Source organism: Methylobacterium sp. Leaf85 (assembly GCF_001422125.1).
In the GTDB taxonomy this organism is placed as follows: domain Bacteria; phylum Pseudomonadota; class Alphaproteobacteria; order Rhizobiales; family Beijerinckiaceae; genus Methylobacterium; species Methylobacterium bullatum.
The window spans coordinates 36,929-61,721 of sequence record NZ_LMME01000034.1 but is presented as its reverse complement, the minus strand read 5'-3'; the positions used below and the strand labels follow the sequence as shown (position 1 = coordinate 61,721).

Here is a 24,793-nt window from a genome sequence, read left to right as displayed (position 1 = left end):
TCGAGCGTGCTACTCGACCACCTTCGGGACGAGGAAGTAATGGTCCTCGGTCTCGGGGGCGTTGAAGACGATGTCGCGAGCGTGACCGCCGTCGGTCACCACGTCGGTGCGCTTCTTCATCGCCATCGGCGTGACCGAGGTCATCGGCTCGACGCCCTCGACATCGACTTCGGAGAGTTGCTCGACGAAGGCGAGGATGGCGTTGAGTTCGCCCTGGAGCGGCGCGACCTCCTCGTCGCTCACCGCGATACGCGCCAGATGCGCGATGCGCCTCACTGTGGTTGCGTCGACCGACATGCTGCCTTCGGACCTCGGGACCTGCGCCGGAACGCGCGTTCAGAGGCCGGGCTATAGCACCGGGCTTCGCGGCCCCGCAACGCCGGGGCGGGCGGAAGCGTCGTCTCAGACGATGGCGTTGCCGGGATGAGAGGGAGCCTCGACCACGATCCCCTTGTCCTGGCGGAGCGTTTCCGACTGCCGGAAGCCGAGGACGAGGATCTCGAGGGCCAGGGCGAGCATGAGCTTGTGCCGGAACGGCATTTCGCGCGTGGCGTCGACGTTCCAGGCGCTGCCGCCTTTGCCGGGCGACCGTAACATGCCGAGAACCTGGGAGAGGCGGCCGCGCCGATTCATGCTGTCTCCGTATCGTTATCAAATCCTTAACGAGCTTATGGCGCATTCGCTCCCGGTGCGGCTATTCCCCTTCGGACGTAGGATCGGGTCGCGTTGGGGATAGACATCATGTGGCAGACGGTGTTCGCGGATTTCACCGCCGGGCCGAAGGCCGATCCGGCCGATCTCGACCGCGCGGAGACGGAGCTGGGGTTCCCGCTGCCGGAGAGCTACCGCAGCTTTTGCCTCGATTGCGGAATCGGCCTCGCTTGCGGCTCCCTCCGCATCGCGATCCCGAGCCCCACCGAGAGCGCGGACCTCGGCACCCGTTCGGAACTGATCGCGCACAGCATCGCCTCCGTGCTGGAGACGCGGGAGGGGCATCGCTTCGAGGTGGAGGGCGACGATCCGAGCGTGGTCGAACGCGCCTGTTTCTTCGGTGAGACCGAAGCAGGCGAGTTCCTGTTCTGGGACGTGGTCGTCGGTGCGGACCAGACCGAGCGCCGGGAATACGAGATCTGGGTGATGGGCGCCGATCTCGAATCGGTGCGGTTCGGGGGCGCCGACCTCCCCGATCTCATGCGCCGGCTTCAGGGTCCTGCCGTGCGCGGCATTCTCGGCATGGGCGCAGAGCCCCTGCCCTCCAGCTTCCTGGGTCAGGTCTCGTGACGGAAGACGAGGTCCGGGCGTTCGTCGCGGCGTCCGCGGGCGGCCAGCGCCTCATCGGGATCGATCTCGGCACCAAGACGATCGGGCTCGCCCTGTCGGATGTGGGCCGGCAGATCGCCTCGCCCCTCGAGACCATCCGCCGGGTGAAATTCACGCCCGACGTCGCCCGCCTGCGCCTCCTGTGCGAGGCTCACCAAGTCGGCGGCCTCGTCATGGGCCTGCCCCTCAACATGGATGGCAGCGAAGGGCCGCGCGTCCAGGCCACGCGCTCCTTCGTGCGCAACATGAAGCCCCTGCTCGACCTGCCGGTGCTGTTCTGCGACGAGCGCCTGTCCACGGCGGCGGTGACGCGGGCGCTGATCGCGGCGGACGCCTCGCGGGCCAAGCGTGGCGAGGTCGTGGACATGCTGGCGGCGGCCTACATCCTCCAGGGATGCCTCGACCAGATCCGGGGTCTGCTGGGGGACGAGGAGCGCGAGGAGCGCGACGCGTACTGAGGGGAGCGGCGCGTCACGCCGCGGCCGGCGGCTCGTCGTCGCCGGGCTCGACCGGCGAATTGAGGATGTCCTCCAACTCGTCCACCAGCATGTCGATCTGGTCCTGGCTCGCCAGCACCTTGAGGGTCTGGCCGCTCTCGGTGGCGAGGGCGAGCTCGATTCCCGCGCCGGAGCGCGTGGCCAGGATGCGGGCGAGTTTGTGCGTGGCGCTCATGCGGGTCTCCCGTTCGGCTCAGTGTTGGATAGGTTCGGCGGCCAGCAGGGCCACCGCCACGGCCGGGCCACAGGTGGAGGCCCAGTCGGCGCCCTCCTCCGCGAGCGACGGCGCGATGAGGTCGGTGAGCGCCACGGCGGGGCGTCCCAGGCGCCGGGCCAGCCGCTCGGCCAGGAACCGCCCTGCCCCGCAGACCACGAGGGGCGCATCGGCCGCGATGTCGGGGCGCGACAGCAGGATCGCCGCCGCGTCGTGGAGGGGACGCAACTGGCACTCGGCGAAATGCGCCGCGAGGGCACGCCAATCGGCCGAGCTTCCCTCAGCATGGTCGCGGCCGATCATCCGGGCGAGGCGGATCTCGGTCTCGGGGATCGATTTGCCCTTCATGTCGGCGCTGTGCTGCTGGTCGGCCCCCTCGGGCAGGTCGCCGGTGAGCCGGTAGACGTCGGCCGTGGTGGCGAAGGTCTCGGCCATCAGGCTGGTGCGCCGGCCCTTGAACGGCGCGGAGGCCGTGAAGGCGAGGACGGGCGTCCGCACCACGCCGGAATAGACCAGCTCGCCCGTCTCCAGGCGCTCGGCGTCGCTGTAGCCGGTGGCGGCAGGACGGCCGTCCACGATGGGGATCAGGTCGGCGGTGGTGGAGCCGATATCGACGAGGAGCGCGTTCGCCGCGTGGCGGCCGACCAGGGCCGCCGTGGCGTGCCAATTGGCCGAGGCCACGTCGAGGGCGGCGCCCGTCGCCTCGCCGGGCGGGAGGAGCCCGGCCCGGCCGCCATAAATCCGCACCGAACCGGCGAGATTCGCCCTCGCCCAGGCGGAGAGCTGCGCCACGCCATCGGTGCGGTCGGAGAAGCAATCGGTGAGTTCGCCCGTCATGGTCACCACATGGTCGGCCTCTCCGCGCGCCCAATCGGGCAGCTGCGAAAACGTCTCGTCGAGGGCGGGCAGGCCGCGCCAGAGACGGCAGGGTGCCTGCACCACCGCCTCGACCCGGCCGTCGCGAACCAGGGCCGCCTTGACATGGACCCCTCCGAGATCCCAGCCGATCACCGGGTTGTGCGTGGATGCGGCAGGCGTCACGGGCAGGTCCGTACAGGGAGGAACGGGATGAAGGACGGGTTTCGGATCGTTCCGGTGATCGACCTGCGCCACGGAGAGGTGGTGCGGGCCAGGGCCGGGGATCGCGCCTCCTATGCCCCGATCGTGACCCCCTTGGCAAAGGGATCGTCGCCCGGGGATGTCGCGCAGGGGCTGGTCGCCGCGATCGCCGCCCGCATCCTCTACGTCGCGGATCTCGATGCGATCATCGACGGCAGGCCTCCCGATCTCGGGAGCCTCGCGCAGGTCGCTCGCGCCTGTCCGGGTGTCCAGCTCTGGGTCGATGCGGGATTCTCCGGCGGCCCCGGCGTCGATGCGTTCCTGGCGGAGGGGTTGGGGCGTCCGGTGATCGGCAGCGAGAGCCAGCACGATGCCGCCCTGGTGCGGGCGCTCGGAGACCGCGCGGTCTTCTCCCTCGACAGTCGGGGCGCGGAGCGGATGGGGCCGGCGGAGCTCCATGACGAGCCGGCGTACTGGCCCTCCGAGGTCATCGTGATGACCCTGAGCCGTGTCGGTGCCGGGACCGGGCCGGACCTCGACCGCCTGTCGGAGATCCGCGAGATGAGCCCCGCGACGCGACTCTACGCGGCGGGCGGGGTGCGCGGGCCTGCGGATGTCGCCGCGCTGGAGGAGATCGGCGTCACGGGTGCCCTGGTGGCGACCGCGATCCACGACGGGACATTACGGAGGTAGCGGGCCGGAGACACAAAAAAACGAGGCGGCCGGAGCCGCCTCGTTTCATGTTTCATCGTCCGAGGAAGATGGAAGCCAGTCGCTGGAGCAGGCCCCGCGGTGCGGGCGGAGGCGCGCTCTGCCCAGGACTGTCCCCGATCTAAGCGTTCGACGCGAAGGGGTGCGAAGCGGAGTTGCGCTGCTCGGTGGCGTAGGCAGCGGTGGGCTCGCCCTTGACGGCGCGCTGGATCGACAGCTTCACGGCGTCGTAGTTGTACTTCTGGATCTTGGCGTCGTCGGCAGCTTCCCAGTGAATGAACACGCCGACCAGGATGAACAGGTCGTCGGCTTCGTCAGCGGGGATGATGCCTTCGGCAACGGCGTCCTGCACGGCCTTGGCAACGCCGTACTGGGCGGGGCCGAACATCTGGACGGCCTGACGGGCGTCGTTGATGGTGACCTTGTTGAACATCAGGGTGTTCGGCTTGCAGGGCAGGTTCGGCGCGATGACCGCGAGCAGGCTGGTGAAGCCGTGCTTGTTGTTCACGAGGCCGTTGCAGAAAGCCGTCTCGGCCGGCGAACCGCGCGGTCCGATGATGAGATCGATGTGGGCGACCTCGTTGCCATCGCCGACGAGAGCCTCGCCGACCAGAACTTTGTTGATCTTCGCCATGTGGGGTTTCTCCCAGGAGTCTTGAAAAAGCATGACCGCCCCGTAGTTTGGCGCGGCCGAAAGCCATCCTTGTTCACGGCGTCCAGCCCCAATGGGACCGGACCGGTTTGCCCGGATCGCGGCGCGGACCCTACTCTGGGGTCTCTGCCGGAACAACCCTGCAAGGGGGGCGGATTCGAGCAAAATCTTTGCCGAACGGGGGCTTGAACGCGCCACGGCATCGATTATGGCGCCCCCCGTCGCCGCCGGAGGGCTGGATTTATTGGGTTTAGGTTCCAGCCGCCAGCAATCGGTCGGCGAAGAGGGTGGCCACCGTCATGTCCGCGCTGGTGCCCGGATTGAGGTTCCGGCCTTTCCACGAACGGTCCCGCACCAGGAGCTCGGTGACGGGGTGGGTGGCGAGATCGAGGGAGAGAAGCTCCGCCGCCTCGGCGCACAGGGCCTCGGCGCGGGCCGCGCCGTGCTTGCGCGCCACGTGGCTGTCGGGAACGGCCGCGAGGTAGCCGAGGAACACCGCCGTCGTGCTCCAGGGGGGCGTGAGGCCCTTGCCGCGCGCCTCCGCCAAGGCGGGCAGGCCGATGCCGAAGATGTCGGCGAAGCCGGTGACGTAGGCGCGGGCGATCCGGTCGCGCGGGGCCGCCTCCGCCATGGCCGCGACGAGGCTTGCCGGGGCTTCCGGTCCGGTCACGTCGTGGCGTTCGGCCCGGCCGAGGCCGCCGGGATTGGCGGCGCGAATCGCGGCGAAGACGTCGGCCGCATCCGCCGCGTCGAGGGTATCGAGAACGTGGCTCAGCGCCCTGCGCAGAGGGCCGCCGCGCTCGGCGGCGAGCGCCAGGGGCGCGCACAGGAGGAGAATGCCGAGATTGGTGTTCTGGCCCACCGCGCCGAGGGTCGCCTCCATGGCGGTGCGCACGCGCCGGCCGATTCGCGCGCCGGGTTCCGCCAGATGGGGCGCGGAGACCTCTGCGCTCGTGACGAAATCCGCCACCGCCATGCGATGGCCGTTGCCGAAGACATGGACGTTGCCGGGCTTCAGGGCATCGAGCTCGGCCAAGCAGCACGCCCGGTAGGCCGCGGCGATCACGTCGGGCGAAAGCCCGCTCATCCCGATGCCGCCAGGAGCCGGGGGGGCCTTGCCGCCCGCACGGCGTTGAGGAAGCCCCGGGCCACGGCGGCCGCGACGTCGACCTCGGTGACCTGTTGCAGGCCCGACCAGGCCGGCATGGAATTGACTTCGAGGACGAGGTAGCCGCCCTCCCCGTCCTCCACGAGGTCGATGCCGGTGTAATCGACACCGATGGCGGCCGCCGCGCGTTCGGCGAGTTCGGCGGCCTTCTCCGGCATCGCCCAGGGCAAGGGCCGGCCTCCGCGATGGACGTTGGTGATCCAGCCGTCGCCCTCGCGGATCATGGCGGCGATGGCCCTGCCCTCGCAGACGAAGACCCGGTAATCGCGCCAGAGGCCGTCGTTCCGCGCGATGTAGCGCTGGAGATAATAGACCCGCGACACGGCCTCCTCACCGGGCAGGTCTTCCGGCCGTTCGATGAGCTGCAAACCCTCGCCCTGTGAGCCGAAGAGCGGCTTGAGCACCAGCGGCCGGCCCGGTCCCGCCTCGCGGGCGACGCAGGCGGCGGCGGCCTCGCGGCTGGAGAACACGAAGGTGTCGGGGGTGGGGAGGCCGGCCCTGGCGACGAGGAGGCTCGTCATGGCCTTGTCCACCGAGCGCTCGATGGCGCCGGGGGAGTTCCACACCGTGACCCCGGAGGCCACGAGGGCGTGGAGCACGCCGAGCCGCATGGTGGTGGCCTCGAAGGTGCCGCCCGCGATGGTGCGCAGGAGGACGCCGTCGGGCAGGCCGTCCGCGAAGCCCGGCACACGAAGCGGCTCGCCCGCACCGGTGACCACCGCCACGTCGGCGAGCGAAAACAGCACCGGCTCGGCGCCGAGATGTTCCAGGGCGGCCCTCAATCGGGCCTTGTGCCAGTTGCCGTTGTCGGCCGCGAGCCCGATGCGCATGGATGTGGTCTCACACGGTGATCCGGTCCCGGCCCGGCCGGGATGACAGGCGTTCCCCTCGCCCCGCTTGCGGGGAGAGGGCCGTGACGACCTCGTCGTCGGCACGGCGAGGCGGCAGCCGAGGGTGAGGGGGCGTTCCCGGAAGAGCCTCGTTCGCAGAGACCCCCTCACCCTCGCTCCGGCTTCGCCTCCACTCATCGCAGGTACGACAAGGTGCCCGCGATCCTCTCCCCGCCCGGCGGGGAGAGGGGCTGGCGCTGCGGCTTTTCCGTTCAGATCAGCTGAAGGAGGCGTCCACCAGTTCCGGCATCAGCCGGCCACCGCGGAAACTCTTGCCGGTGGTGACGGAGGTGACGATGACCTCGGCCGGGCTGAAGAGCGCGCCGTCGATCTTGTAGAAATCGCCGTTCACCCGGCCGAAGATCTCGGCGAAGGGGGCGCCGTGGTCGGCCGAGGTGGTGGAGGGCAGCTGCTCGGCGAGTTGCTTGGCATCCGCCTCGTCGGCCTCGACGAAGAGCTGCACCCGGCCGCCATAGATGATGGCGTCGTTGGTGCGGCCCATGGCCTGGATGAAATCGGGATGCTGCGGCGAGAGCGGGGCCGAGCCGATTCCGTCCACGATCTTGTGCAGGTCGAAGCCCACGGTGTGGGCCTTGTGCAGGGCGACTTCGAGGACGCGGGCGACGACCTGTGTCGCGCCGGCCAGCGACTGGGTCGGGGCGTAGATGAAGGTCAGCGCGTCCGCCGACAGGCCGCAGGCCTCGGCGACCTTGGCGATGACGGAGGCGGGCGGTCCGCCGGCGGCTTCGAGCACCAGGGCGGTCCGGCTGGCGGAATCGCGGTAGCCGAGTTCGGTGTAGAGATCTTCCACCACCGAGACCGCGCGGCCGGGGCCGGAGCCCAGGGCGAAGAAGCCGGAATCGCCGGTCTCGTCGGCCAGCGACCAGCCGGCATACTGGCTGCCGAGGCAGGCGAGCACCGGGTCGGCGGAATGCACCACCACGGAATAGGGCCAGGCCGCGATCGGCCCGGTGGGGACGATCGACACGGTGCCGAGGCCGCCGAGGCAGATCTCGGCGATGCGCCGGCCGGCCTCGATGGAGCCGCGCACGGTGGCGCCGGCATCGACCATGCGTGCGCCGTTCTCCGTGGCGACGGAAAGGCGCAGGGCCTCGGCATCGGCCACCAGCTTCTCCACGAGGGGATTGGCGAGGGCGTTCAGGCTCGGCGTGGTCCGGAGCGTGGCGGGGGGATGGGTGGTCATCGGGCTTCCTCCGTCGGGGCGAGCAGGGTCCGCAGAGTGGCGGCCCGGACGCGCAATAGGTCTCGGGTGGCGGCCGAGTCCGGGCCTGCGGCGAACACGGTGCAGAGGGGAGCATCGCGTGGCACGCAGGTGCCGGATTGTGGGCGGTCGCGAACGAAATCCGGCCAGTCGAGGGGCGGCATCGGCGCGTAGCCGGCTGCCGCGTAACAGATTTCCGTGGCCGCCGCATCCACCGGTGCGGGTTCGATTCGCGGCAAAACGCCGAGGCTCGCGTCGATATGCGCGGCCAGGAGCGGCGTGTCGCGGCGGTCGAGGACGTCGAGGGTGGCTCCCGGGCGCGGGTTGATCTCGGTGAGCCACCACCCCTTCTCCGAGACGAGGAGGTCGGCGCTGGCGAGCCCGACGAGCCCGGTCTCCGCGACGAGTCCGGCGATGGCCGCCGTCACCTGGGAGAGGGTCGCCGCCGGCAGAGCCGGCGCCTCGTGGGCGGCGCGTTCCAGCGCCCCGGCATAGCGGAAGGGGCGTAAGGGAGACGGCGCGCTCCATTGCTCGGTGACCGCCACGATCGCCGCCGCGCGCCCGTCGGCGAGGAAGGCGACGGCGTGCGCCGTGCCGGCGACCCGCCGCTGAAAATAGGCGCCCGGCGGTGCCCTCCCCGCGCCGGCGAGGCGGATATGGCTGCCGCCGGACCCGCCCGAGCGCTTGATGAGCCAGCCCGCCCGATCCGTCACGGCCTCCGACGTTACCGCCGGATGCGGGATCGCGAGGCGTTCGCAGAGGGCCGCGAAGGCGAGCGGATCCTTCAGCACCCGGACCGTATCGGGGCTGGCGCCCAGAAGCCTGTGGCACCGGCCGATCCTCGCCATCAGGTCGGGCGCATTCTCGAAGCCGCTGCCGAGCACGATCCCGATCGGTGGCTTGTCCGCCATGGCGGCCAGGGCATCGAGCCCGGCGAGCACGCCCTCCCCCGCCAGCCCGTCGCCGAAACGACCGTCGGCAGGGCGATAGCCTTCGGCGAGGGCGAGCGTGTCGGCATCGCCGAAGAGGTCGAGGACATAGGGGCGCAGGCCCGACCGGCGCGCGGCCTGCGCCAGGGCGCGCCCGGACTGGGCGGCGATGAGGATCGCGTCGCCCCGGGGCGGCGGCCGTTCGGATGATGCTGCCATCGCGGCGATCGCTCGGGATCACTCCTACGCTGCTGTCGCCACCTTGCCTCGTCCTGAGGCGACGAGCGAAGCGAAGGCCTCGAAGGAGGCTTCCAGTTAGCTCGGCGAAAGCTCGAGGCCTGCTTTCGCGGATACCTCAGGATGAGGTCATGGGCGGGATCGAGCTGGCGGGTGAGTGCCCGTCAGCCGGCCACCTCGACGGCGACCTTGTAGGCGTCTCGGAAGTCGAGGCAGAGGGGCTCGCTGGCGGCGAGGATCTGGCGGAACAGGCGCGACTGGGTCTGGTACTTGACGTTGCCGACCGCCAGCGCGCCGATGCCGATGCCCTTGCCGGTGGGCAGGGCCACGTCCTTGGCGTTGACGTCGATCCCGGCGATGCCGGCGGGCGGCACCGCGTTCACGTCGGAGGCGACCAGCAGCTTCGGCGCGGATTCGAGATCCGTCGCCGACAGGATCGGGACGCCGGCCGGGCCGGCCGAGAGGATCACGTCGGCCTCGGCGATGGCGACGCGGCGCGCCTCGGCGGTGGAGCCGTCGACGGCGCCGACCTCGATGCCGAAGCGCCATTTCATCGTGAAGGCGATCTTGCTGACTCGCTCCTCGCCGTCATGCCCGACGAGGACGGTCTTGGCGCCTTCGAGCGCACCGATCACCGCCGCCACATAAGCCACGACGCCGGCCCCGCCGAAGATGACGATGCGCTTGCCCTTCAGGTCGGTGCCGAACTTCGCCTTGAGGGCGCGGGTCACCTCGGCGACCATGGCGGCACCGGTGGTGAAGGACCCGGCCGGATCGGCGACGATGTGGTTGGCGAAGGGCGGCACCAGGGCTTTCTTGGCCCGGTCCATCATGTCGAGGGCGTCCTCGGCGTTCTTGCCGCCGATGAAGATGGTCGTGCGGGTGCCATCCTGGGGCGAACGGGAGAAGATCGAATCCTGCACCAGGGAGGTCACGTCCGGCAGGGTCACGTCGGTATAGGTCGCGATCGTCTCGAAGCCGGCATCCACTGCCATGTTCACGTCGAACGGGCTCATGTGCTTGAGGGGCGTCAGCATATGCAGAATCGAGCGGGCCATCGTGTCTCTCCCTCCGCAAGTGTCCGGCGCCATCGCGGCGCCACCTCTCGCATGTGTACTGTCGGAACCGGCCGGGCCGGCTGCGTCAAGCGTCGCTGATGCGCTTGTTGTCTTAAAGTGGCGTGACCGAGGCGCCGGTATTGCGACCGCGCGCGATCACGAAACGCAAAGGGCCGGGCCGGTCGAGGGACGCCACGAGGGCGCGTGCCTCCGCTTCGGACGGCACCAGGGCGAAACCCGTCGGCCCCCACGAGCTCTGGCCGTAGCCGGCGATTCCCTGGGCGGCGATGGCGGCGAGCGCCTCGGCCACGGCGGGGCTGGCGTAGCGCCCGCCCTGGTGAGGCGCGAAGTGATCGCCGATGAGGCGCTGGATCGTGGTGATGCCGGCGCCGAAACCATCCGGTTCGGCGGTGGCTGCCGCCGGCAGGACCTGCATCAGCACGATCCGGCAGATCGCGGCGGCCTGCTCCTCGGGAAAGCGCGGGAGATCGCGAAACGCCTCGACCTCGCGGGTGCCATGCACGCCGGTCATGCTCTCGTCGAGGATCAGCACGATCCGCCACGCCTCTGGATAGGCGAGGCGCGCGATCAGCGGCGGCGGGCCGTTGCTGGCGTCACGGCCGCCATCCACGATGAGGCCGCCCTGGGTGAAGGCGGCCAGACCCACGCCCGAGCGGTTTCCGCGATCGAGGGCGTCGGCGAAGGCGTCGGGCGAGAAGGGGCGACCGTCGAGGGCGGCGAGCGCCGCCGCCACGCTGAGGGCGAGCTGCGTGCCCGAGCCGAAGCCGGCATGGGCCGGGATCGCCTCGTCCACCCGGATGGAGGCCGCTCCCCGAAGGCCGAGATGGCGCGCCGCGACCTCGGCATAGGTGCGGGCGCGGGCCGCCTCCGGCCCGATCACGTCGAGGACGGGGGCCGCACGCGCGATGAGATCGATGGAGGGGGCGTCGACGGCGAGCCCGATGCTGCCGAAGCGCCGGCCGAGGCCCCCGTGCAGATCGAGGAAGCCGAAGTGAAGCCGCGCCGGTGCGCGCACCCTCACCGCACGGGTCCGTCCCGCCGTCTCGGCCGGCCGTTGATCCGGGATCTGGTCCACGTCGACCCCCTTCATGCGATAAGCCTTCATCCCTGCGCCGCGCGGGCCACGAGCCGATCCGCCCCGGCGGGGCCTGACCGGAATTGCGACCGCATGGCGCTTGCCGGCGCGGGCTTCTCCCACGGAGGGCGGATCTGTCGCAAGCGTCGCCATACCATCAATCGTCGGGCTTCCGCAGGCCGGGGCTCCACGGGATGCCGGGAAGGTGCGGCGTGGCGGGACGGCAGAAGGGAGTCGACGGCGGTCGTTGGGGGGTTGCTTGCGGCGCCTCCGCGATGCAAACGTGCCGGCCCACTAGGAATGGACTGGCGCAGTCCCGCCGTGTGCGACGCTTAACACAGCGCGTGCCGGGCCCTCGTTCTCCAAGGTGTAGGCATGGCTGCCTGGGTAAAGGGTGGTGCGGCGGACGTGAGCGCAGCGGTGGAGGCCGCCGCCACGCTCCTCGCCGCAGCGAAGACTCCGATCGTCACGGGATTGAGTGCGGATACGAGCGCGGTGCGGGCGGCCTATCATTTGGCCGGACTCATCGGTGCCTCCGTCGATCCCGTCGGCGGCGACGGCCTCTATGCGGAGCTCGGCCCCCTCAGCCAGTTCGGCAATCTCAACACCACGCCGGCCGAGGCGATCGGCCGGGCCGATGCGGTGCTGATCGTCGGTCTGCGCCCGTGGGACAGGCCGATCGTGCAGGAGATCGCCGCTTCCGCGCCGGTGCGCGGTCGCGCCGCCGGTTCCGAGCGCACGCTGCTCTCCCTCGGTGGCCCCGGCGACGGCGCCACACGGCACGTCTCCTATCCGGCCGCGGCCGGCGGTCTCGCCGTCTCGGTGGCGCATCTGCGCGCCTACGTGAAGGGCAACCTCGCCGGCGAGGCGGCCTATGCCGATCTCGGCCGGCGCCTGACGACGGCCCAGTACGGTGTCGTCCTCTACGATGCCGCCGAACTCGGCGATCTCGGCGTCGAGATGCTGCAGGGGCTGGTGCGCGATCTCAACGATCTGACGCGCTTCTTCGCGCTCTCCGTCTCGGATGGGTTCCAGGGCCGCGCCGTGACCCAGCTCGCCTCATGGACCACCGGCCAGCCGCCGCGGGTCGGCTTTGGCCGTGACCTGCCCGAGCACGATCCCTGGCGGTTCGACAGTGCGCGCCAAGTGGCCGCCGGCGAGGCCGATGCCGCGCTCTGGCTCGCCTCCCTCCCCGCCCCGCGCCCTGACTGGCTCGCCACTCTACCCTCCATCGCCATCGTCGGTGAAGGAAGCCCCGATGCCACGGGCGACGTCGCCGAGATCGTCATTTCGGTGGGCGTGCCCGGCGAGACCGCAGGTGGCGCCCTGTGGAACGAGCGCCGTGCGGCGATCACCTATTCACCTCCGGTTGGCCAGCCGGCCGACCTGACTGCGGCCGGTGTGCTCGCCGCCATCCAGAATCGCCTCACGCAAAAGAAGGGCGCCTCATGCTGATCCTGATCCAGGCCGGCCGGGTCGTCGATCCCACCGCCGGCCGCGACGGCGTCGGCGACGTCTGGATCGAGGACGGCCGCGTCGTGGCCCCGTCCGAGCGCAACCCCGACAAGACCATCGACGCCTCTGGCTGCGTCGTGATGGCGGGCGGCGTCGAGGTGCATTCGCACATCGCCGGCGGCAACGTGGTGATGAGCCGCCTGCTCCTGCCCGACCTCTATGTCAGCGAAGCTGCGCCCGAGGGCCATCCCTTCGCCCATGCCGGCGGCTCGGCCGCCTGGATCGGCGCGAACTACGCGCGGATGGGCTACACCATCGCCGTCGAGCCGGCGATGCCGCCCACGAACGCGTTGGCGACCCAGCTCGAACTCGCCGACATCCCCCTGCTCGACCGCGGTGCACTCACCGTGATGGGCAACGACGACCAGCTCCTCGACTTGCTGCGCCAGCGCGAGGGCAAGGCGGCGGTGCGCGACCTCGTCGCCCTGTCGGTGGCGACCTCGCGCGGTCTCGGCGTCAAGTGCATCAACGCTGGCGGCGCCTCGGCCTTCAAGGACGGGATGCTCAATCTCAGCCTCGACGAGGAGATCCCGGTCTACGGCCTCTCCACCCGCAAGATCATGAACGCCCTCCTCGATGCGGTGGAGGAGATCGGCGTGCCGCATCCGCTGCATGTCCATGCCAACAACCTGGGTATTCCCGGCGCCGACGATTCCTTCGTGGCGACGATGGAGGCGGCGGAAGGCCGGCGCATCCACTTCGCCCATGCGCAGTTCTACGCCTACGGCGCGGTCGATCCGGCCAATCCCGGCACCGGCGGCTTCCGTTCGGCGGCCGAGCGCATCACGGAGGCGATGGAGAAACACCCCAACGCCACCTTCGACGTGGGTCAGGTCGCCTTCGGCCAGACGGTGACGATCTCGCTCGACGTCATCCGCCAGTTCGCCGGCCGCAAGGGCGCGAACCCGAAGAAGTGGATCATCACGGCGGGCGACGCGGAAGGCGGCGGCATCGTGCCGTTCCTCTACAAGCCGCGCGGCCCCGTGAGCTCCCTGCAATGGGCGATCGGCCTCGAACTGATGCTGCTCTCGGGCGATCCCGAGCGCACTATCCTCACCACCGACCACCCCAATGGCGGCCCCTTCACCGAATATCCGCGGATCATCCATCTGCTGATGGACAAGGAGGAGCGTGACCGCGAGATATCCTCCCTGCACAAGGTCATCGCCGAGCGCTCTGGCCTCTGCGGCATCGAGCGGGAATACACCTTCTCCGAAATCGCCCAGCTGACGCGCTCCGGCCCGGCCAAGCTCCTCGGCCTCGCCGATCGCGGCCACCTGCGCGAGGGCGCGCGCGCCGACGTCGCGATCTACCGCGACGACAAGAACCGGACCGCGATGTTCGCCCGCGCCAAACTGGTGCTCAAGGACGGCCACGTCATCGTCGAGGATGGCGAGATCGTCGATTGGCGCGCGGGCCATACGCTGGAACTGACGGTGGAATCCGACAAGGCGATGGAGACGCGCACCGACGCTTATCTCGATGCCCGTTTCGGTGCCGGTCTCGACAGCTTCACCGTGCCGGACGAGGCCTTCCCCGTGAGCGATGTGTTCGAGGACGTGGCATGTCGAGCTTGAGAATGATGCCGGGCCTGATGACGACGCCTCGCGTGGGTACGGTGACCGAGCATGACTGACCTGACCCTCAACGGCATCCCGGTGATCGACACCTTCGCCGAGGCGTTCGACGTCGCCGGCACGGCCCTGATCATTACCAACGACACCGCCAAATGGGCGATGATCGCCGCCGTCACGATGACCGGGTTCGCGACCTCGGTGATCGGCTGCGGCGCCGAGGCCGGGATCGATTGCGAACTCTCGCCGGAGGAGACGCCCGACGGCCGCCCCGGTGTGCGGGTGCTGCTGTTCGGCTTCGAGCCGAACGGCCTCAAGGACCAGCTCCTGAAGCGCGTCGGCCAGTGCATCCTCACCTGCCCCGGCACGGCCTGCTATGCGGGTGTCGACGGGCCGCACAAGATCAAGCTCGGTGGCGCGATCCGGTATTTCGGTGACGGCTTCGCCGTGGCCAAGCGCCTGACCGATCCCGTCACCGGCAAGGCGCGGCGCTATTGGCGCGTCCCCGTGATGGACGGCGAGTTCCTGTGCGAGGATTTCGTCCGCGCGGTGGATGGCGCGGTGGGCGGCGGCAACCTGCTGTTCCTCGGGCGCAACCATGCCGAGACCCTCAAGGTCGCGGAGATCGCCGTGGATGCCGCTCGTTCGGTGGCCGACGTGATCCTGCCCTTCCCCGGCGGCATCGTCCGCTCCGGCTCGAAGGTCGGCGCGCGCACCAAGGGCATGATGGCCTCCACCAACGACGCCTATTGCCCCACCCTCAAGGGCCGGGCCGGCTCGGAACTCGCGGCCGAGGTCGGCGTGGTGCTCGAGATCGTCATCGACGGGCTCACCTCGCGCTCGGTGGCTGAATCCATGCGCGCGGCGCTCCACGCCTCCACCGAAGCCGGTGCGGCGCACGGGCTCGTCGCGGTGACGGCCGGCAATTACGGCGGCAATCTCGGCCGCCACCATTATCACCTGAAGGACCTGCTCTCGAAGGAGCCGGCGAGCGAGGCTGGAGCGGCATGAGCACCCTCACCCTGCGCCAGGAGCCGCCGGAGCGGCTCGATTTTCTCCACGTGACTCCGCTCTCGCTGAGCGGCCTCTCCGAGACCGAGGCGGCCAGGCTCCCCATCGGCACCAGCCGACGCGGCCTGACGCTGGGCGACGTCTTCGCCATCAGCCTCGACGGCTCCGACAGCCTGACCATCGAGGGCGGCTCGTCCCGCTTCGACAGCGTCGGCGCCTCGCTCAGCGGCGGTTCGATCCGCGTCGTCGGCGATGTCGGCCAACGCCTCGGCGCCGGTATGGCGTCGGGATCGGTGACGGTTACGGGATCGGCCGGGCCCTATGCCGGCTCGGGCGCCAAGGGCGGCACGATCACCATCGAGGGCAATGCCGGCGATCATGCCGGCGGAGCGGTCTATGCCGCCAAGGCGGGGCTCGACGGCGCCACGCTGGTGATCCGCGGATCGGCCGGCGATTACCTCGGCGACCGCATGCGGCGCGGTCTGATCCTTGTCGGTGCCGCGGGCGCCAATGCCGGATCGCGGATGATCGCAGGTACGATCGCGGCCCTCTCGGTGGGCGACCATCCCGGCTACGGCATGCGGCGCGGGACGATCCTCGCCGGCGGACACGGTGCCCTGAGCCCGAGCTTCGTCGAGACGGGAACGCACGATCTCGTGTTCCTGCGGCTGCTCGCCCGGTCCCTGCGTGCCCTCAGCCCCGCCCATGCCGACCTCGCCGCGGGTGCGCTCAAGCGCTATTCCGGCGATCTCGCCACCCTCGGCAAGGGTGAGCTCTGGGTCACGGCCGGGCGATAGGCCCTTCGATTCCTCCCCGGCGGCGGCACGGCCCCCGTCGGGGAGACGATCCGCGAAGCCTTCAGGGGCATGGCTTCGATCGAGGTTGCCCGCCGGGCATTGCCCGAAGACCTGCAGCCTCCCGCGAGGGATGGGCGTCGCCGTCGGTTCACCGGGCACTCCCGCCAAACTCCGAGCACAGTCGGTCCGGGCAAGGCCCGCGACGGCCAAGCACCCAAGGCCAAGACCGATCACTGTCAGGACAAGTCGGACCTTGGTGGAGCGGCCGTATTGCGGTGTTGCCTTGCTACCCGAATGTCTCGGTTTCGCCTCGAGCCAGCGGCCGGATCACCAGGATGGATTCTGCCGCGACGGGGCTGCGAATGCCGCAGCGGGCTGAATGCCGGCTTCGGGCGCGCGACCACGGAATCGTCGGGCGCGCTTAACCTTCTGTCGCCTGCATTTGCTTGCCGAGCCTTGCCGATGGAGAGACGCCTTCGCATCGCTCACCAGACGGGTAATCTACGCATCGCAAGCGGGGACAAAAAGCTGTTCCTAATTCGCATGATGCAGAATTGTTCCGCTTAATAAATGCTTGCGGGAAGTGAAAGCCGGTCGTCACGGCAGTGTGATCTGGATCAGCCGCGAGGTGAGCAGGAAAGGCACCGGAAGTGCGCCAGAGCACGTCACTGGCCTCTCATTCCTCACTTGCGCCTAACCTTTACCCTTCGTTGACGGGTGCCGCTGTATTCGATGGATGTTGTTGCAGGAATGCGACAGACCTCACGCCCGTCCGAGCCTACAAGCACCTAGGCTTAATGCCCATCAGGACCAGACACACAATGAAAAGACTGCTTCTCGCTACGACCGTTCTCGCCGGCCTGACTGCTGTCGCTTCGGCCGCCGACCTTCCCCGTCGCGCCGCCCCGCCGGTCTTCGTTCCGGTCCCGGTCTTCACGTGGACGGGCTTCTACGCCGGTATCAACGCCGGTTACGCTTTCGACGCCGGCAAGGAAGGCCCGAACTCCTTCCCGGTCGCGAGCCGCTTCACCAACGCCGGCGTCCCGCAGGTCGCCACCTTCAAGAAGGATGGCCAGGACGGCTTCTCCGGCGGTGCGCAGATCGGCTACAACTATCAGTTCACCCCGGGTTCGGGCGTTGTCGTCGGTATCGAAGCCGATGCTCAGTACCTCGATTTCGGCGCCAAGCGTCGTGACTCCGGTGTCGTTGCCGCTCCCGGCTTCGCCATCAACGACCCGCGTGGCCTCTCCAGCCTCGACTACTTCGGCACCGTCCGCGGTCGTCTCGGCTACGCCTTCGACCGCACCCTCGTGTACGGCACCGGCGGTTTCGCTTACGGCGCCGGCAGCAGCGAGCGTGACTTCGGCGGCTTCCGCGGCAACGACGACTTCCGCACCGGCTACGCCGTCGGCGGTGGCATCGAATACGCGCTCCCCACCGAGTCGTTCTTCAACTTCTTCCGCGCTTCCGCTGTGACGCTGAAGGTCGAAGGCCTGTACGTGAACCTCGATCGCGGCAACCGCAATCAGGGCGCCTTCATCATCAACACCGCCAACAACGCGGTTGTGCAGTCGATCAGCACCGGTCGTCGCGACGACGAGTTCGCCGTCGTCCGCGCCGGCCTGAACTACAAGTTCGGCACCTACTAGGATCGTCCATGATCGTCGCGCGGTCCTCATCGAGGATCGCGCGGCATCAGGATCGTCTACGTGAAAAACCCGGCCTTGCGGCCGGGTTTTTGCGTTGACGGACCTCTCTCGCAATTCACCCTGGTCCGGACGTCCGGAGCGCAAGCGAAGGGTGATTTGGAGTTCATCGCGGGATGTGCCGCGTCTGCGACTTGGGGGAGGCGCCGCGCGGCTCTTCGCCACCGACTCCGTTGGCGCTCCACCCCCGGGAAGAGAGGCGGCTCGGATAGGCCGAACTCGCGCCCCGCCTGTCCTCAGATGTCGAGTGTCGCCTCGTCGGCGAAGGCGGCACGCTCGGAGATGAAGGCAAAGCGGGCTTCCGGCTTGTTGCCCATCAGCCGCTCCACGGCATCGCCGGTGGAATCCCGCGCCTCGTCGAGGACAGCCACGCGCAGGAGCGTGCGCTTCTTGGGGTCCATCGTGGTCTCCTTCAACTGCGCCGGCATCATCTCGCCCAGGCCCTTGAAGCGGCTGATCTCCACTTTGCCGCCCTTGAAGACGGTCTTGATCACGCGCTCCTTGTCGGCGTCGTCACGGGCATAGACCGTCTTGGCGCCGTGCTGGAGCCGGTAGAGCGGCGGGATCGCCAGGTAGAGATGGCCCTTGTCGATGAGCTTGGGCATCTGCCGGTAGAAGAAAGTGATCAGCAGGGATGCGATATGCGCGCCGTCGACATCGGCGTCAGTCATGATGATGACCTTCTCGTAACGAAGGTCCTCGCCCTTGTAGCCGTTGCCCGTGCCGCAACCGAGCGCCTGGGTCAGGTCGGAGATGAGCTGGTTGGCGCCCATCTTGTCCCGACTGGCCGAGGCCACGTTGAGGATCTTGCCGCGTAGTGGCAGGATGGCCTGGCTGGCGCGGTCGCGCGCCTGCTTGGCCGAGCCGCCGGCGGAATCACCCTCGACGATGAAGATCTCCGAGCCGGCCGTACCCGCCTTCGAGCAGTCGGCGAGCTTGCCGGGAAGGCGCAGCTTGCGAGTCGCGGATTTGCGCGCGACCTCCTTCTCCTGGCGTCGGCGCAGGCGCTCCTCGGCCCGGTCGATCACCCAGTCGAGGAGCTTGTTGGCCTGGGCCGGGGAGGCGGCCAGCCAGTGGTCGAACGCGTCACGGATCGCCGTCTCGACGATGCGCGAGGCTTCCACCGTGGCGAGCTTGTCCTTGGTCTGGCCTTGGAATTCCGGCTCGCGGATGAAGACCGAGAGCATCGAGGCGCAGGTCGCCATCACGTCGTCGGTGGTGACCGAGGTCATCCGCTTGGCCTGGCCGACGCGCTCGGCATGCTCGCGCAGAGCGCGCAGCAGAGCCACGCGCAGGCCGCTCTCGTGGGTGCCGCCCTCGGCGGTGGGAATCGTGTTGCAGTAGGAGTGCGAGACCCCGTCTTCCACCACCATCCAGGCGACGGCCCATTCGAGGGAGCCGTGGCCGCCGGGCTTCGTCACCTTGCCGGCGAAGACCGCGTCGGTGACGAGCTCCTTGCCGTCGAGGTCGCGGGCGAGATAGTCGCGCAGGCCGCCGGGGAAGCGGTGCACCGTCTCGGCCGGCACGTCGGCGATGCCCTCCAGCAGGGCGGGGGCACAGCGCCAGCGGATCTCGACGCCGCCGAACAGGTAGGCCTTGGAGCGCGCCATCTTGAACAGCCGGCGCGGATCGAACTTCAGCGCCCCGAAGATCTGCGCATCGGGGTGGAAGCGCACCCGCGTGCCGCGCCGGTTCTGCACCCGGCCGACGGTTTCCAGCGGACCCTGGACATGGCCCCGCGAAAAGGTCTGGCGATAGAGAACCTGGCTTCGGGCCACCTCGACTTCGAGGATGTCGGAGAGGGCGTTGACCACGGAGATGCCGACACCGTGCAGGCCGCCGGAGGTCTCGTAGACCTTCGAGTCGAACTTGCCGCCCGCATGCAGCGTGGTCATGATCACTTCGAGGGCGGATTTGCCCGGAAATTTCGGGTGCGGGTCCACCGGGATGCCGCGGCCATTGTCGGTGATGACGAGGTGGCCGGTCTCCTCCAACTCCACCTCGATGTAGCTGGCATGGCCCGCCACCGCCTCGTCCATGGAATTGTCGATCACCTCGGCGAAGAGGTGATGCAGGGCGCGCTCGTCGGTACCGCCGATATACATGCCCGGCCGGCGCCGGACCGGCTCCAGGCCTTCCAGCACCTCGATCGACGAGGCGTCGTAGCCGGCTTCCGCCGCATCGACCGGTGCTCTGTCGAGGGGAGCGCGCGCCGCCGAAGCGGCCTTCGCGCCGCGCACGGGCGCTTGACCACCCGCGAACAGGTCGCTCGGCCGGCCGCCGGCGGGGGCCGGAACGGCCTGACGTGAGGTCTCGCGCTGAGTCATGGGCCAACCATACAGGAACGAAACGGAAACGTGAAGCGATGCCGCCCTCTTCGGCAGCCGCTCTCCCGGTGTTCCTGCGCAGCTTGCGCCGATTCCGTTAATGCTGTGTCGCCGGGGTACCGGAAGCGGGGGCTCGGCCACGCCTGCCCCCCTTGGCCGGAGGGGGCGATCGCGTCGCCCCGTCAGCTTCCGACCCGGCCACCGCCACGCCTGGTGATCGCGACGATGGCGGGGCGGGGCGGCATTCCGTCGATGAAATCCGGCCAGCGGGTGGAGGGCGCCTCGAAGGTGGCGGGCATGGCCTTCGGATCTTCCTCGTCGGCCTCGCCGGGATGCTGCACGGCGACGAAGAACGTGGTGTCGTCGGGTGTGAAGTAGGGGCCGCACATCTCGGCGCCGTTCGGCACCCTGAAGAAATGCTTGCCCGTGCCCCGTCCCTGCCCTTCCGTCTCCATCGCCCAGATGCCGTCGTTTCGCCCCGTCTTCGACGGCGAGTTCCCGTCTGTGGCGACCCAAAGCCGTCCCTGCCCGTCCACCGAGCAATTGTCCGGCATGCCGAACCAGCCGTCCTTCGTTGTCGCCGAGGAGAAGGTGGCGCCGACCGCCGCGATGGAGGGATCGCCGCATTTGACGAGGATTTCCCAGGCGAAGCCCGAGGCCGCGTGGTCGCCGTCGTCCGGGGTCAGTTCGACGATATGGCCGAAGCGGTTGTCGGGCCGCGGGTTGGCGGCGTTCACGTCGGCCGCCTTGCGCTTCCCGTTGTTGGTCAGCATCACGTAGACCTTGCTGGTCTTCGGGTTGGCCTCGACATCCTCCGGACGGTCCATCTTGGTGGCTCCGAGGAGGTCGCTGGCGCGCCGGGCCTCGATGAGCACGTCGGCCTGGGCGGTGAACCCGTTCTCGGGTGTCAGCGGACCCTGTCCGAACACCAGGGGCATCCAGGCCCCGCGCCCGTCGGCATCGAACCGGGCGACGTGCAGCGTGCCGGAATCGAGGATGTCGCGGTTGGCCGCCCGGTCGGCGAGGTCTACGGCCGCGTCGGTCACGAACTTGTAGACGTAGTCGAAACGCTCGTCGTCGCCCTGGTAGACGACGTACCGACCACTCTTCGAGACGATGCCGGCGGCGCCCTCGTGCTTGAACCGGCCCATGGCGGTGCGCTTCGTCGGGACGGAGGCGGGATCGAACGGGGCGATCTCCACCACCCAGCCGAAGCGATTGGGTTCGTTCGGTTCCTTGGACAGGTCGAACCGCTCGTGGAAGCGGCCCCAGGCATAGGCGTTGCCGGGCAGGCCGAGACGCTTGTGGTTGGTCGCCTCGGCCGACCCCTCTGCGAGGGTGCCGGAGAAGTAATAGTTGATGTTCTCCTCGCAGGTGAGCCACGTCCCCCAGGGTGTGGTGCCGCCGGCGCAATTGTTGATCATGCCCTTCACCGCGCGGCCGGACGGGTCGTCGGTGGTCTTCAGCCGATCGGAGCCGGCCGCCGGGCCGGAGAGGGCCATCGGCGTCTCGACGGTGATGCGGCGGGCGTATCGCGACCCCGGCACCACGGCCCATTTGCCGTCGTTACGCTTCACCTCGATCACCGAGCCGCCATGGGCGGCCATCTCGATGTCGACGAGGTCGCGATTCATGCCCTTGAAGGCCACGGTCTTGATGTCCTGGCGGCCGAGGCCGGGAAACATCAGTTCCTCGTTGGTGTATTCGTGGTTGACCACGAGAAGGCCATGCGCGGCCGGATCGGCGGCGCCGGGCATCGGGAAATAGCCGACGAAGTCGTTGTTGTAGCCGAATTGCCGGGCCTGGGCCGCGGCACTCTGGTTGAGCGGGTCGAAGGCGGGCGCACCGGGCAGGACCGGATCGCCCCAGCGGATCAGGATGTCGGCATCGTGCCCCTCGGCCACGTGATGGTGAGCGTCCGATCCCGCCTCGATCTCCGTGAAGGGGAACGGCGTCGCCTGTCCCTGCGCCGCCGCGACCGGGCCGGCGGCGAGCGCGCGGGGCGTCACCACCGCCGCGATGGCGCCGACCCCAAGAAGGCCGCGCAGCAGGTCGCGCCGGTCGAACCGGGCGGCGACCACGTCGCCGAAGGTGGCGTTCCGGCTCGGATTCGAACCGGCATCCTCGCCGTCTTCTGCGGCCTGCGAGCGGGTGCGCAGCGGCTCGGTCATGGTGAACTCGTCCCTTGGAATGGATCGAGTTCGAGTTAGGCGCGCCACATGGCGGGCGGATGACGCCGGCGTTCCGGAACCAACCCTGAGTTGGTGCGTTAGCACACATCGAACGAATCTATGGGAGAGGGACATGGCGCCGTCCGCAGCCTTGAGCATGGTGCGCCACGACGATCTCATTCGCGCATCGCAGGCGGCAGGCCGCGCCTTCTCGCCCATCGAGGATGGGCAGGATGAGGGCGCGGTCGCATCGTCCAGGTTCTTGGCCCTCTCGGCCGTATCGCTGGCGGGGTTCATCGCTAGCTTCGGTATCTTCTTCGTCTTCATCTGAGGTCGACCGTCACGCCGCATCGGCGCGGGGCCTCGCGGCTTCGGGACGCCGTTCCGCGTTGACGACGACCATGGATTCTTCCTCGCTGTCCTGTGGCTCCCCCCAGAATTCTGCGACGCTCGGCCCGTTCTTCACCAACGGGTCGCGCAGGAAGTTCACGATCTCATAAGACCATACCCGACGCCCCATCCGCGTGTACCAGCGCATGGCGTGGCGTAGTCCCGCGTCGCGATGGAACACGACACGTGCGAGTGCACGCGGGCGAGCCTGGACCGCCACCTCGATGAACTTGAACCACAGCAGCACCCGCCACGGTGCCATGTGCCGGGTCGCCAGCACCTGATGCTTGTAGTCCCAACGGCGTCGATCGGTCTGGATCACCCGCCGATTCGCGGCGATGCTGAAATACGGCGTCCAGCGATGGGGCTTCACGTAGAGCATCTGGATCTGGTCGGGGTCGTAGGACAGGAGTTGGCGCAGGCCGCGCCAGTAATCCCGATCCGTCTCTTCCTCGAACCCGACGACCCAGGTCGCCATGGAGAGGATGCCATGGGCGCGAAGAAGGCGGATCGCCTCGCGGTCCGTGGTGGTGGCGCCGCCCTTCCTGATGCGCGCGAGGGTCGCCTCGTCGGTGCTTTCCAGCCCGAGGAGGAAGCGCGTCCAGCCGGCGCGCTTGTAGAGCTGCAGGATGTCGGCATCGCGCACGATGTCGTCGGCGCGGGTCGAGCCCACGAGGATGAGGTCCACATTCTCCGCGATCAGCGTTTCGAGGAAGACCCGCCACGCCTTCTTCGAGACGGTGGGGTTCTCGTCGGCGAAGTTGATGACCCGCACCCCGTGGTCGCGATGGAGCCGGGCCAGTTCCCTGGCGAACCTCACCGGGTCGCGATGACGCCAGCGGGTCCAGAAGCCACGCTGGCCGCAGTAATTGCAGAGATGCGGACAGCCGCGTGAGAACTGCACGACGACGGCTCGCAGGCCGCCCCAATAGCTGTAGCGGGCATGGTCGATGAGTTCCCAGCCGACGCGGTAGGCGTCGAGGTCGCGGATCACCGGCGCGGCCTGCGTGGCATGGGGACCGTCGCCGCTGCGAAAGGCGATGCCCGGTACGGAGGCGAGGGGCGATCCCGCTGAGAGCGCAGCCATCAGGCGGCGCGCCGTCTCCTCGCCCTCCCCGCGCACGATGGCGGCGACGTAGGGCTCGTCCCTCAGGATTTCGCGCCAGTGGTAGGTCGGAAACACACCGCCATAGACGATGGGGAGACCTGGCCGGGCGCTCGCCAGTCGAGATGCGATGTCGGCGATGACCGGATGGCCCGAGGTCGAGCCGGAATGCCCGAACAGGACGGCATCGGGACGGAAGGCCAGAGCCTCCGCGACGATGGCGTCCGGGTCCATCGGGCCGAACTCCCCGTCGATCAGGCGCAGGTCGTGCCCGTCGTCGATGAGGGGGCCGCCGATGGCGAGAAGCCCCAGGGGCGGGAGATGGTCGTCGGGAATGCGGCTGCCGATGGCCGGGTGGGGTACGTTGACGAGGACGATGCGCATGGCTTTCCCTTTCTCCTGTCTCGATCCCCTCAGGCGGCGGCGGACGTGGCATCCAATCCGCCGAATCGCCGGTCGCGGCACCGGTAGGCGGCAAGCGCCTCTTCGAGGTCGGCGGCGCTGAAATCCGGCCAGTGGCGGCGCGTGAAGTGGAGTTCGGCGTAGGCGCTCTCCCAGAGCAGGAAATCGGAGAGCCGCTGCTCGCCGCTGGTGCGGATCACGAGATCCACCTCGGGCACGCAGGCATCGCCCGTCACCAGGGCCGAGAAGGCGGTGCGGGTGATGCCGGGATCGCCGGCGCCAGCGAGGGCGGCGGCGAGGATGGCGTCGCGGGCGGAATAATCGACGGCGATCCGGAGATGCAGCGCCTTCCCGGCGAAGGTCGCGGCTTCCGCGCGGCCTATGGCGGCGGCGAGACCCTCGGGCAGACGGTCGCGCCGGCCGATCACGCTGAGCCGCACGCCGTTCTCCACCAATCGGGAGACCTCGTTGCGGAGATAGAGCCGGAGGAGCCCCATCAGGGCGGAGACCTCCGCTTCCGGCCGACGCCAGTTGTCGCAGGAGAAGGCGTAGAGGGTGAGGGTGCCGATTCCCTGCTTCGGCGCCGCCTCGACGACCCGGCGGATCGCCTCGACACCTTCCCTGTGGCCGAGTGCGCGGGGCAGGCCGCGCGCCGAGGCCCAGCGCCCGTTGCCGTCCATGATGATCCCGACATGCAGGCCGGGTGTCTGTTCACTTTGCATTACAAAGTTCCTTGGTAAAA

The 24,793-nt window shown here is 69.1% G+C and carries 24 protein-coding genes; 9 read left to right on the top strand and 15 right to left on the bottom strand.

Features of this window, described 5'->3' with window-relative positions:
* Positions 1-9: 9 nt before the first annotated feature.
* Positions 10-297 (bottom strand): Asp-tRNA(Asn)/Glu-tRNA(Gln) amidotransferase subunit GatC, encoded by a 288-nt coding sequence (gene gatC, locus ASF08_RS21450; protein WP_018043480.1) that lies wholly within the window; start codon positions 295-297, stop codon positions 10-12.
* 105 nt (positions 298-402) lie between these two features.
* The gene (locus tag ASF08_RS21445) at positions 403-633 is read right to left on the bottom strand and encodes a hypothetical protein (RefSeq protein ID WP_018043479.1); all 231 of its coding nucleotides are present in this window, start codon (positions 631-633) and stop codon (positions 403-405) included.
* A gap of 108 nt (positions 634-741) precedes the next feature.
* On the opposite strand from ASF08_RS21445, the gene ASF08_RS21440 reads away from it, so the two are divergent.
* Positions 742-1,281: an SMI1/KNR4 family protein gene (locus ASF08_RS21440; protein ID WP_056149350.1), complete on the top strand. Its 540-nt coding sequence runs from the start codon at positions 742-744 to the stop codon at positions 1,279-1,281.
* Positions 1,278-1,778, top strand: coding sequence for a Holliday junction resolvase RuvX (ruvX, locus tag ASF08_RS21435; protein WP_056149348.1), 501 nt, complete (start codon positions 1,278-1,280; stop codon positions 1,776-1,778). The genes ASF08_RS21440 and ruvX overlap by 4 nt, the downstream gene beginning before the upstream one ends.
* A 13-nt stretch (positions 1,779-1,791) precedes the next feature.
* On the opposite strand, the gene ASF08_RS21430 is transcribed toward ruvX, so the two are convergent.
* Together ASF08_RS21430 and ASF08_RS21425 are read right to left on the bottom strand one after the other, a co-directional pair.
* Positions 1,792-1,992 (bottom strand): hypothetical protein, encoded by a 201-nt coding sequence (locus ASF08_RS21430; protein WP_018043476.1) that lies wholly within the window; start codon positions 1,990-1,992, stop codon positions 1,792-1,794.
* 18 nt (positions 1,993-2,010) lie between these two features.
* Positions 2,011-3,072, bottom strand: coding sequence for a hydantoinase/oxoprolinase family protein (locus tag ASF08_RS21425; RefSeq protein ID WP_056149346.1), 1,062 nt, complete (start codon positions 3,070-3,072; stop codon positions 2,011-2,013).
* Positions 3,073-3,099: 27 nt separating this feature from the next.
* On the opposite strand from ASF08_RS21425, the gene ASF08_RS21420 reads away from it, so the two are divergent.
* A complete protein-coding gene (locus ASF08_RS21420) occupies positions 3,100-3,783 on the top strand; it encodes a HisA/HisF-related TIM barrel protein (protein WP_056149345.1) in 684 nt (227 codons plus the stop codon).
* A gap of 139 nt (positions 3,784-3,922) precedes the next feature.
* Here ASF08_RS21420 and fae read toward each other — a convergent pair whose 3' ends face one another.
* The 7 genes from fae to ASF08_RS21385 all read right to left on the bottom strand — a co-directional run bounded on the left by fae (position 3,923) and on the right by ASF08_RS21385 (position 11,053).
* Positions 3,923-4,435, bottom strand: a complete 513-nt coding sequence (fae, locus tag ASF08_RS21415; protein ID WP_018043473.1) for a formaldehyde-activating enzyme — start codon at positions 4,433-4,435, stop codon at positions 3,923-3,925.
* 268 nt (positions 4,436-4,703) lie between these two features.
* On the bottom strand, positions 4,704-5,540 hold the full coding sequence (locus ASF08_RS21410; RefSeq protein WP_056149342.1) for a triphosphoribosyl-dephospho-CoA synthase: 837 nt from the start codon (positions 5,538-5,540) through the stop codon (positions 4,704-4,706).
* Entirely contained in the window at positions 5,537-6,451 is a 915-nt protein-coding gene (locus tag ASF08_RS21405; RefSeq protein WP_056149341.1) for an ATP-grasp domain-containing protein, read from the bottom strand. Before ASF08_RS21405 ends, ASF08_RS21410 begins: the two co-directional genes overlap by 4 nt.
* Before the next feature lie 277 nt (positions 6,452-6,728).
* Positions 6,729-7,715, bottom strand: a complete 987-nt coding sequence (gene mch / locus ASF08_RS21400; RefSeq protein ID WP_056149338.1) for a methenyltetrahydromethanopterin cyclohydrolase — start codon at positions 7,713-7,715, stop codon at positions 6,729-6,731.
* A complete protein-coding gene (locus ASF08_RS21395; protein WP_056149336.1) occupies positions 7,712-8,881 on the bottom strand; it encodes an ATP-grasp domain-containing protein in 1,170 nt (389 codons plus the stop codon). The genes mch and ASF08_RS21395 overlap by 4 nt, the downstream gene beginning before the upstream one ends.
* 182 nt (positions 8,882-9,063) lie before the next feature.
* On the bottom strand, positions 9,064-9,957 hold the full coding sequence (locus ASF08_RS21390) for an NAD(P)-dependent methylenetetrahydromethanopterin dehydrogenase (RefSeq protein WP_056149334.1): 894 nt from the start codon (positions 9,955-9,957) through the stop codon (positions 9,064-9,066).
* 112 nt (positions 9,958-10,069) lie between these two features.
* On the bottom strand, positions 10,070-11,053 hold the full coding sequence (locus tag ASF08_RS21385; protein WP_056149740.1) for a beta-ribofuranosylaminobenzene 5'-phosphate synthase family protein: 984 nt from the start codon (positions 11,051-11,053) through the stop codon (positions 10,070-10,072).
* Between the two features lie 375 nt (positions 11,054-11,428).
* On the opposite strand from ASF08_RS21385, the gene ASF08_RS21380 reads away from it, so the two are divergent.
* The 5 genes from ASF08_RS21380 to ASF08_RS21360 all read left to right on the top strand — a co-directional run bounded on the left by ASF08_RS21380 (position 11,429) and on the right by ASF08_RS21360 (position 17,599).
* Positions 11,429-12,508, top strand: a complete 1,080-nt coding sequence (locus ASF08_RS21380) for a hypothetical protein (RefSeq protein ID WP_056149332.1) — start codon at positions 11,429-11,431, stop codon at positions 12,506-12,508.
* On the top strand, positions 12,502-14,145 hold the full coding sequence (locus ASF08_RS21375; RefSeq protein WP_056149330.1) for a formylmethanofuran dehydrogenase subunit A: 1,644 nt from the start codon (positions 12,502-12,504) through the stop codon (positions 14,143-14,145). Before ASF08_RS21380 ends, ASF08_RS21375 begins: the two co-directional genes overlap by 7 nt.
* 51 nt (positions 14,146-14,196) lie before the next feature.
* The gene (gene fhcD, locus ASF08_RS21370; RefSeq protein ID WP_056149327.1) at positions 14,197-15,153 is read left to right on the top strand and encodes a formylmethanofuran--tetrahydromethanopterin N-formyltransferase; all 957 of its coding nucleotides are present in this window, start codon (positions 14,197-14,199) and stop codon (positions 15,151-15,153) included.
* On the top strand, positions 15,150-15,950 hold the full coding sequence (locus ASF08_RS21365) for a formylmethanofuran dehydrogenase subunit C (protein WP_056149325.1): 801 nt from the start codon (positions 15,150-15,152) through the stop codon (positions 15,948-15,950). The genes fhcD and ASF08_RS21365 overlap by 4 nt, the downstream gene beginning before the upstream one ends.
* Positions 15,951-16,771: 821 nt before the next feature.
* On the top strand, positions 16,772-17,599 hold the full coding sequence (locus tag ASF08_RS21360; protein WP_056149323.1) for an outer membrane protein: 828 nt from the start codon (positions 16,772-16,774) through the stop codon (positions 17,597-17,599).
* A gap of 293 nt (positions 17,600-17,892) precedes the next feature.
* Here the strand turns inward: ASF08_RS21360 and parE are convergent, their stop codons facing one another.
* Both parE and ASF08_RS21350 read right to left on the bottom strand, forming a co-directional pair.
* Positions 17,893-19,983: a DNA topoisomerase IV subunit B gene (gene parE / locus ASF08_RS21355; RefSeq protein ID WP_244474604.1), complete on the bottom strand. Its 2,091-nt coding sequence runs from the start codon at positions 19,981-19,983 to the stop codon at positions 17,893-17,895.
* Positions 19,984-20,165: 182 nt separating this feature from the next.
* Positions 20,166-22,154, bottom strand: coding sequence for a PhoX family protein (locus ASF08_RS21350; protein ID WP_056149319.1), 1,989 nt, complete (start codon positions 22,152-22,154; stop codon positions 20,166-20,168).
* A gap of 133 nt (positions 22,155-22,287) precedes the next feature.
* On the opposite strand from ASF08_RS21350, the gene ASF08_RS21345 reads away from it, so the two are divergent.
* A complete protein-coding gene (locus ASF08_RS21345; protein ID WP_043764315.1) occupies positions 22,288-22,485 on the top strand; it encodes a hypothetical protein in 198 nt (65 codons plus the stop codon).
* 9 nt (positions 22,486-22,494) lie between these two features.
* On the opposite strand, the gene bchE is transcribed toward ASF08_RS21345, so the two are convergent.
* Positions 22,495-24,033 (bottom strand): magnesium-protoporphyrin IX monomethyl ester anaerobic oxidative cyclase, encoded by a 1,539-nt coding sequence (gene bchE / locus ASF08_RS21340; RefSeq protein ID WP_056149317.1) that lies wholly within the window; start codon positions 24,031-24,033, stop codon positions 22,495-22,497.
* 29 nt (positions 24,034-24,062) lie between these two features.
* Positions 24,063-24,773 (bottom strand): di-trans,poly-cis-decaprenylcistransferase, encoded by a 711-nt coding sequence (locus ASF08_RS21335; RefSeq protein ID WP_056149315.1) that lies wholly within the window; start codon positions 24,771-24,773, stop codon positions 24,063-24,065.
* Between the last annotated feature and the right edge of the window lie 20 nt (positions 24,774-24,793).

Coding starts and splice junctions, on each gene's coding strand:
- ASF08_RS21395 (WP_056149336.1), bottom strand. CDS start 8,881: ATGGCAGCATCATCCGAACGGCCGCCGCCCCGGGGCGACGCGATCCTC.
- fae (WP_018043473.1), bottom strand. CDS start 4,435: ATGGCGAAGATCAACAAAGTTCTGGTCGGCGAGGCTCTCGTCGGCGAT.
- fhcD (WP_056149327.1), top strand. CDS start 14,197: ATGACTGACCTGACCCTCAACGGCATCCCGGTGATCGACACCTTCGCC.
- parE (WP_244474604.1), bottom strand. CDS start 19,983: ATGACTCAGCGCGAGACCTCACGTCAGGCCGTTCCGGCCCCCGCCGGC.
- ASF08_RS21440 (WP_056149350.1), top strand. CDS start 742: ATGTGGCAGACGGTGTTCGCGGATTTCACCGCCGGGCCGAAGGCCGAT.
- gatC (WP_018043480.1), bottom strand. CDS start 297: ATGTCGGTCGACGCAACCACAGTGAGGCGCATCGCGCATCTGGCGCGT.
- ASF08_RS21350 (WP_056149319.1), bottom strand. CDS start 22,154: ATGACCGAGCCGCTGCGCACCCGCTCGCAGGCCGCAGAAGACGGCGAG.
- ASF08_RS21360 (WP_056149323.1), top strand. CDS start 16,772: ATGAAAAGACTGCTTCTCGCTACGACCGTTCTCGCCGGCCTGACTGCT.
- ASF08_RS21365 (WP_056149325.1), top strand. CDS start 15,150: ATGAGCACCCTCACCCTGCGCCAGGAGCCGCCGGAGCGGCTCGATTTT.
- ASF08_RS21335 (WP_056149315.1), bottom strand. CDS start 24,773: ATGCAAAGTGAACAGACACCCGGCCTGCATGTCGGGATCATCATGGAC.
- ASF08_RS21345 (WP_043764315.1), top strand. CDS start 22,288: ATGGCGCCGTCCGCAGCCTTGAGCATGGTGCGCCACGACGATCTCATT.
- ASF08_RS21380 (WP_056149332.1), top strand. CDS start 11,429: ATGGCTGCCTGGGTAAAGGGTGGTGCGGCGGACGTGAGCGCAGCGGTG.
- ASF08_RS21430 (WP_018043476.1), bottom strand. CDS start 1,992: ATGAGCGCCACGCACAAACTCGCCCGCATCCTGGCCACGCGCTCCGGC.
- ASF08_RS21445 (WP_018043479.1), bottom strand. CDS start 633: ATGAATCGGCGCGGCCGCCTCTCCCAGGTTCTCGGCATGTTACGGTCG.
- ASF08_RS21405 (WP_056149341.1), bottom strand. CDS start 6,451: ATGCGCATCGGGCTCGCGGCCGACAACGGCAACTGGCACAAGGCCCGA.
- mch (WP_056149338.1), bottom strand. CDS start 7,715: ATGACCACCCATCCCCCCGCCACGCTCCGGACCACGCCGAGCCTGAAC.
- ASF08_RS21375 (WP_056149330.1), top strand. CDS start 12,502: ATGCTGATCCTGATCCAGGCCGGCCGGGTCGTCGATCCCACCGCCGGC.
- ASF08_RS21390 (WP_056149334.1), bottom strand. CDS start 9,957: ATGGCCCGCTCGATTCTGCATATGCTGACGCCCCTCAAGCACATGAGC.
- ASF08_RS21420 (WP_056149345.1), top strand. CDS start 3,100: ATGAAGGACGGGTTTCGGATCGTTCCGGTGATCGACCTGCGCCACGGA.
- ASF08_RS21410 (WP_056149342.1), bottom strand. CDS start 5,540: ATGAGCGGGCTTTCGCCCGACGTGATCGCCGCGGCCTACCGGGCGTGC.
- bchE (WP_056149317.1), bottom strand. CDS start 24,033: ATGCGCATCGTCCTCGTCAACGTACCCCACCCGGCCATCGGCAGCCGC.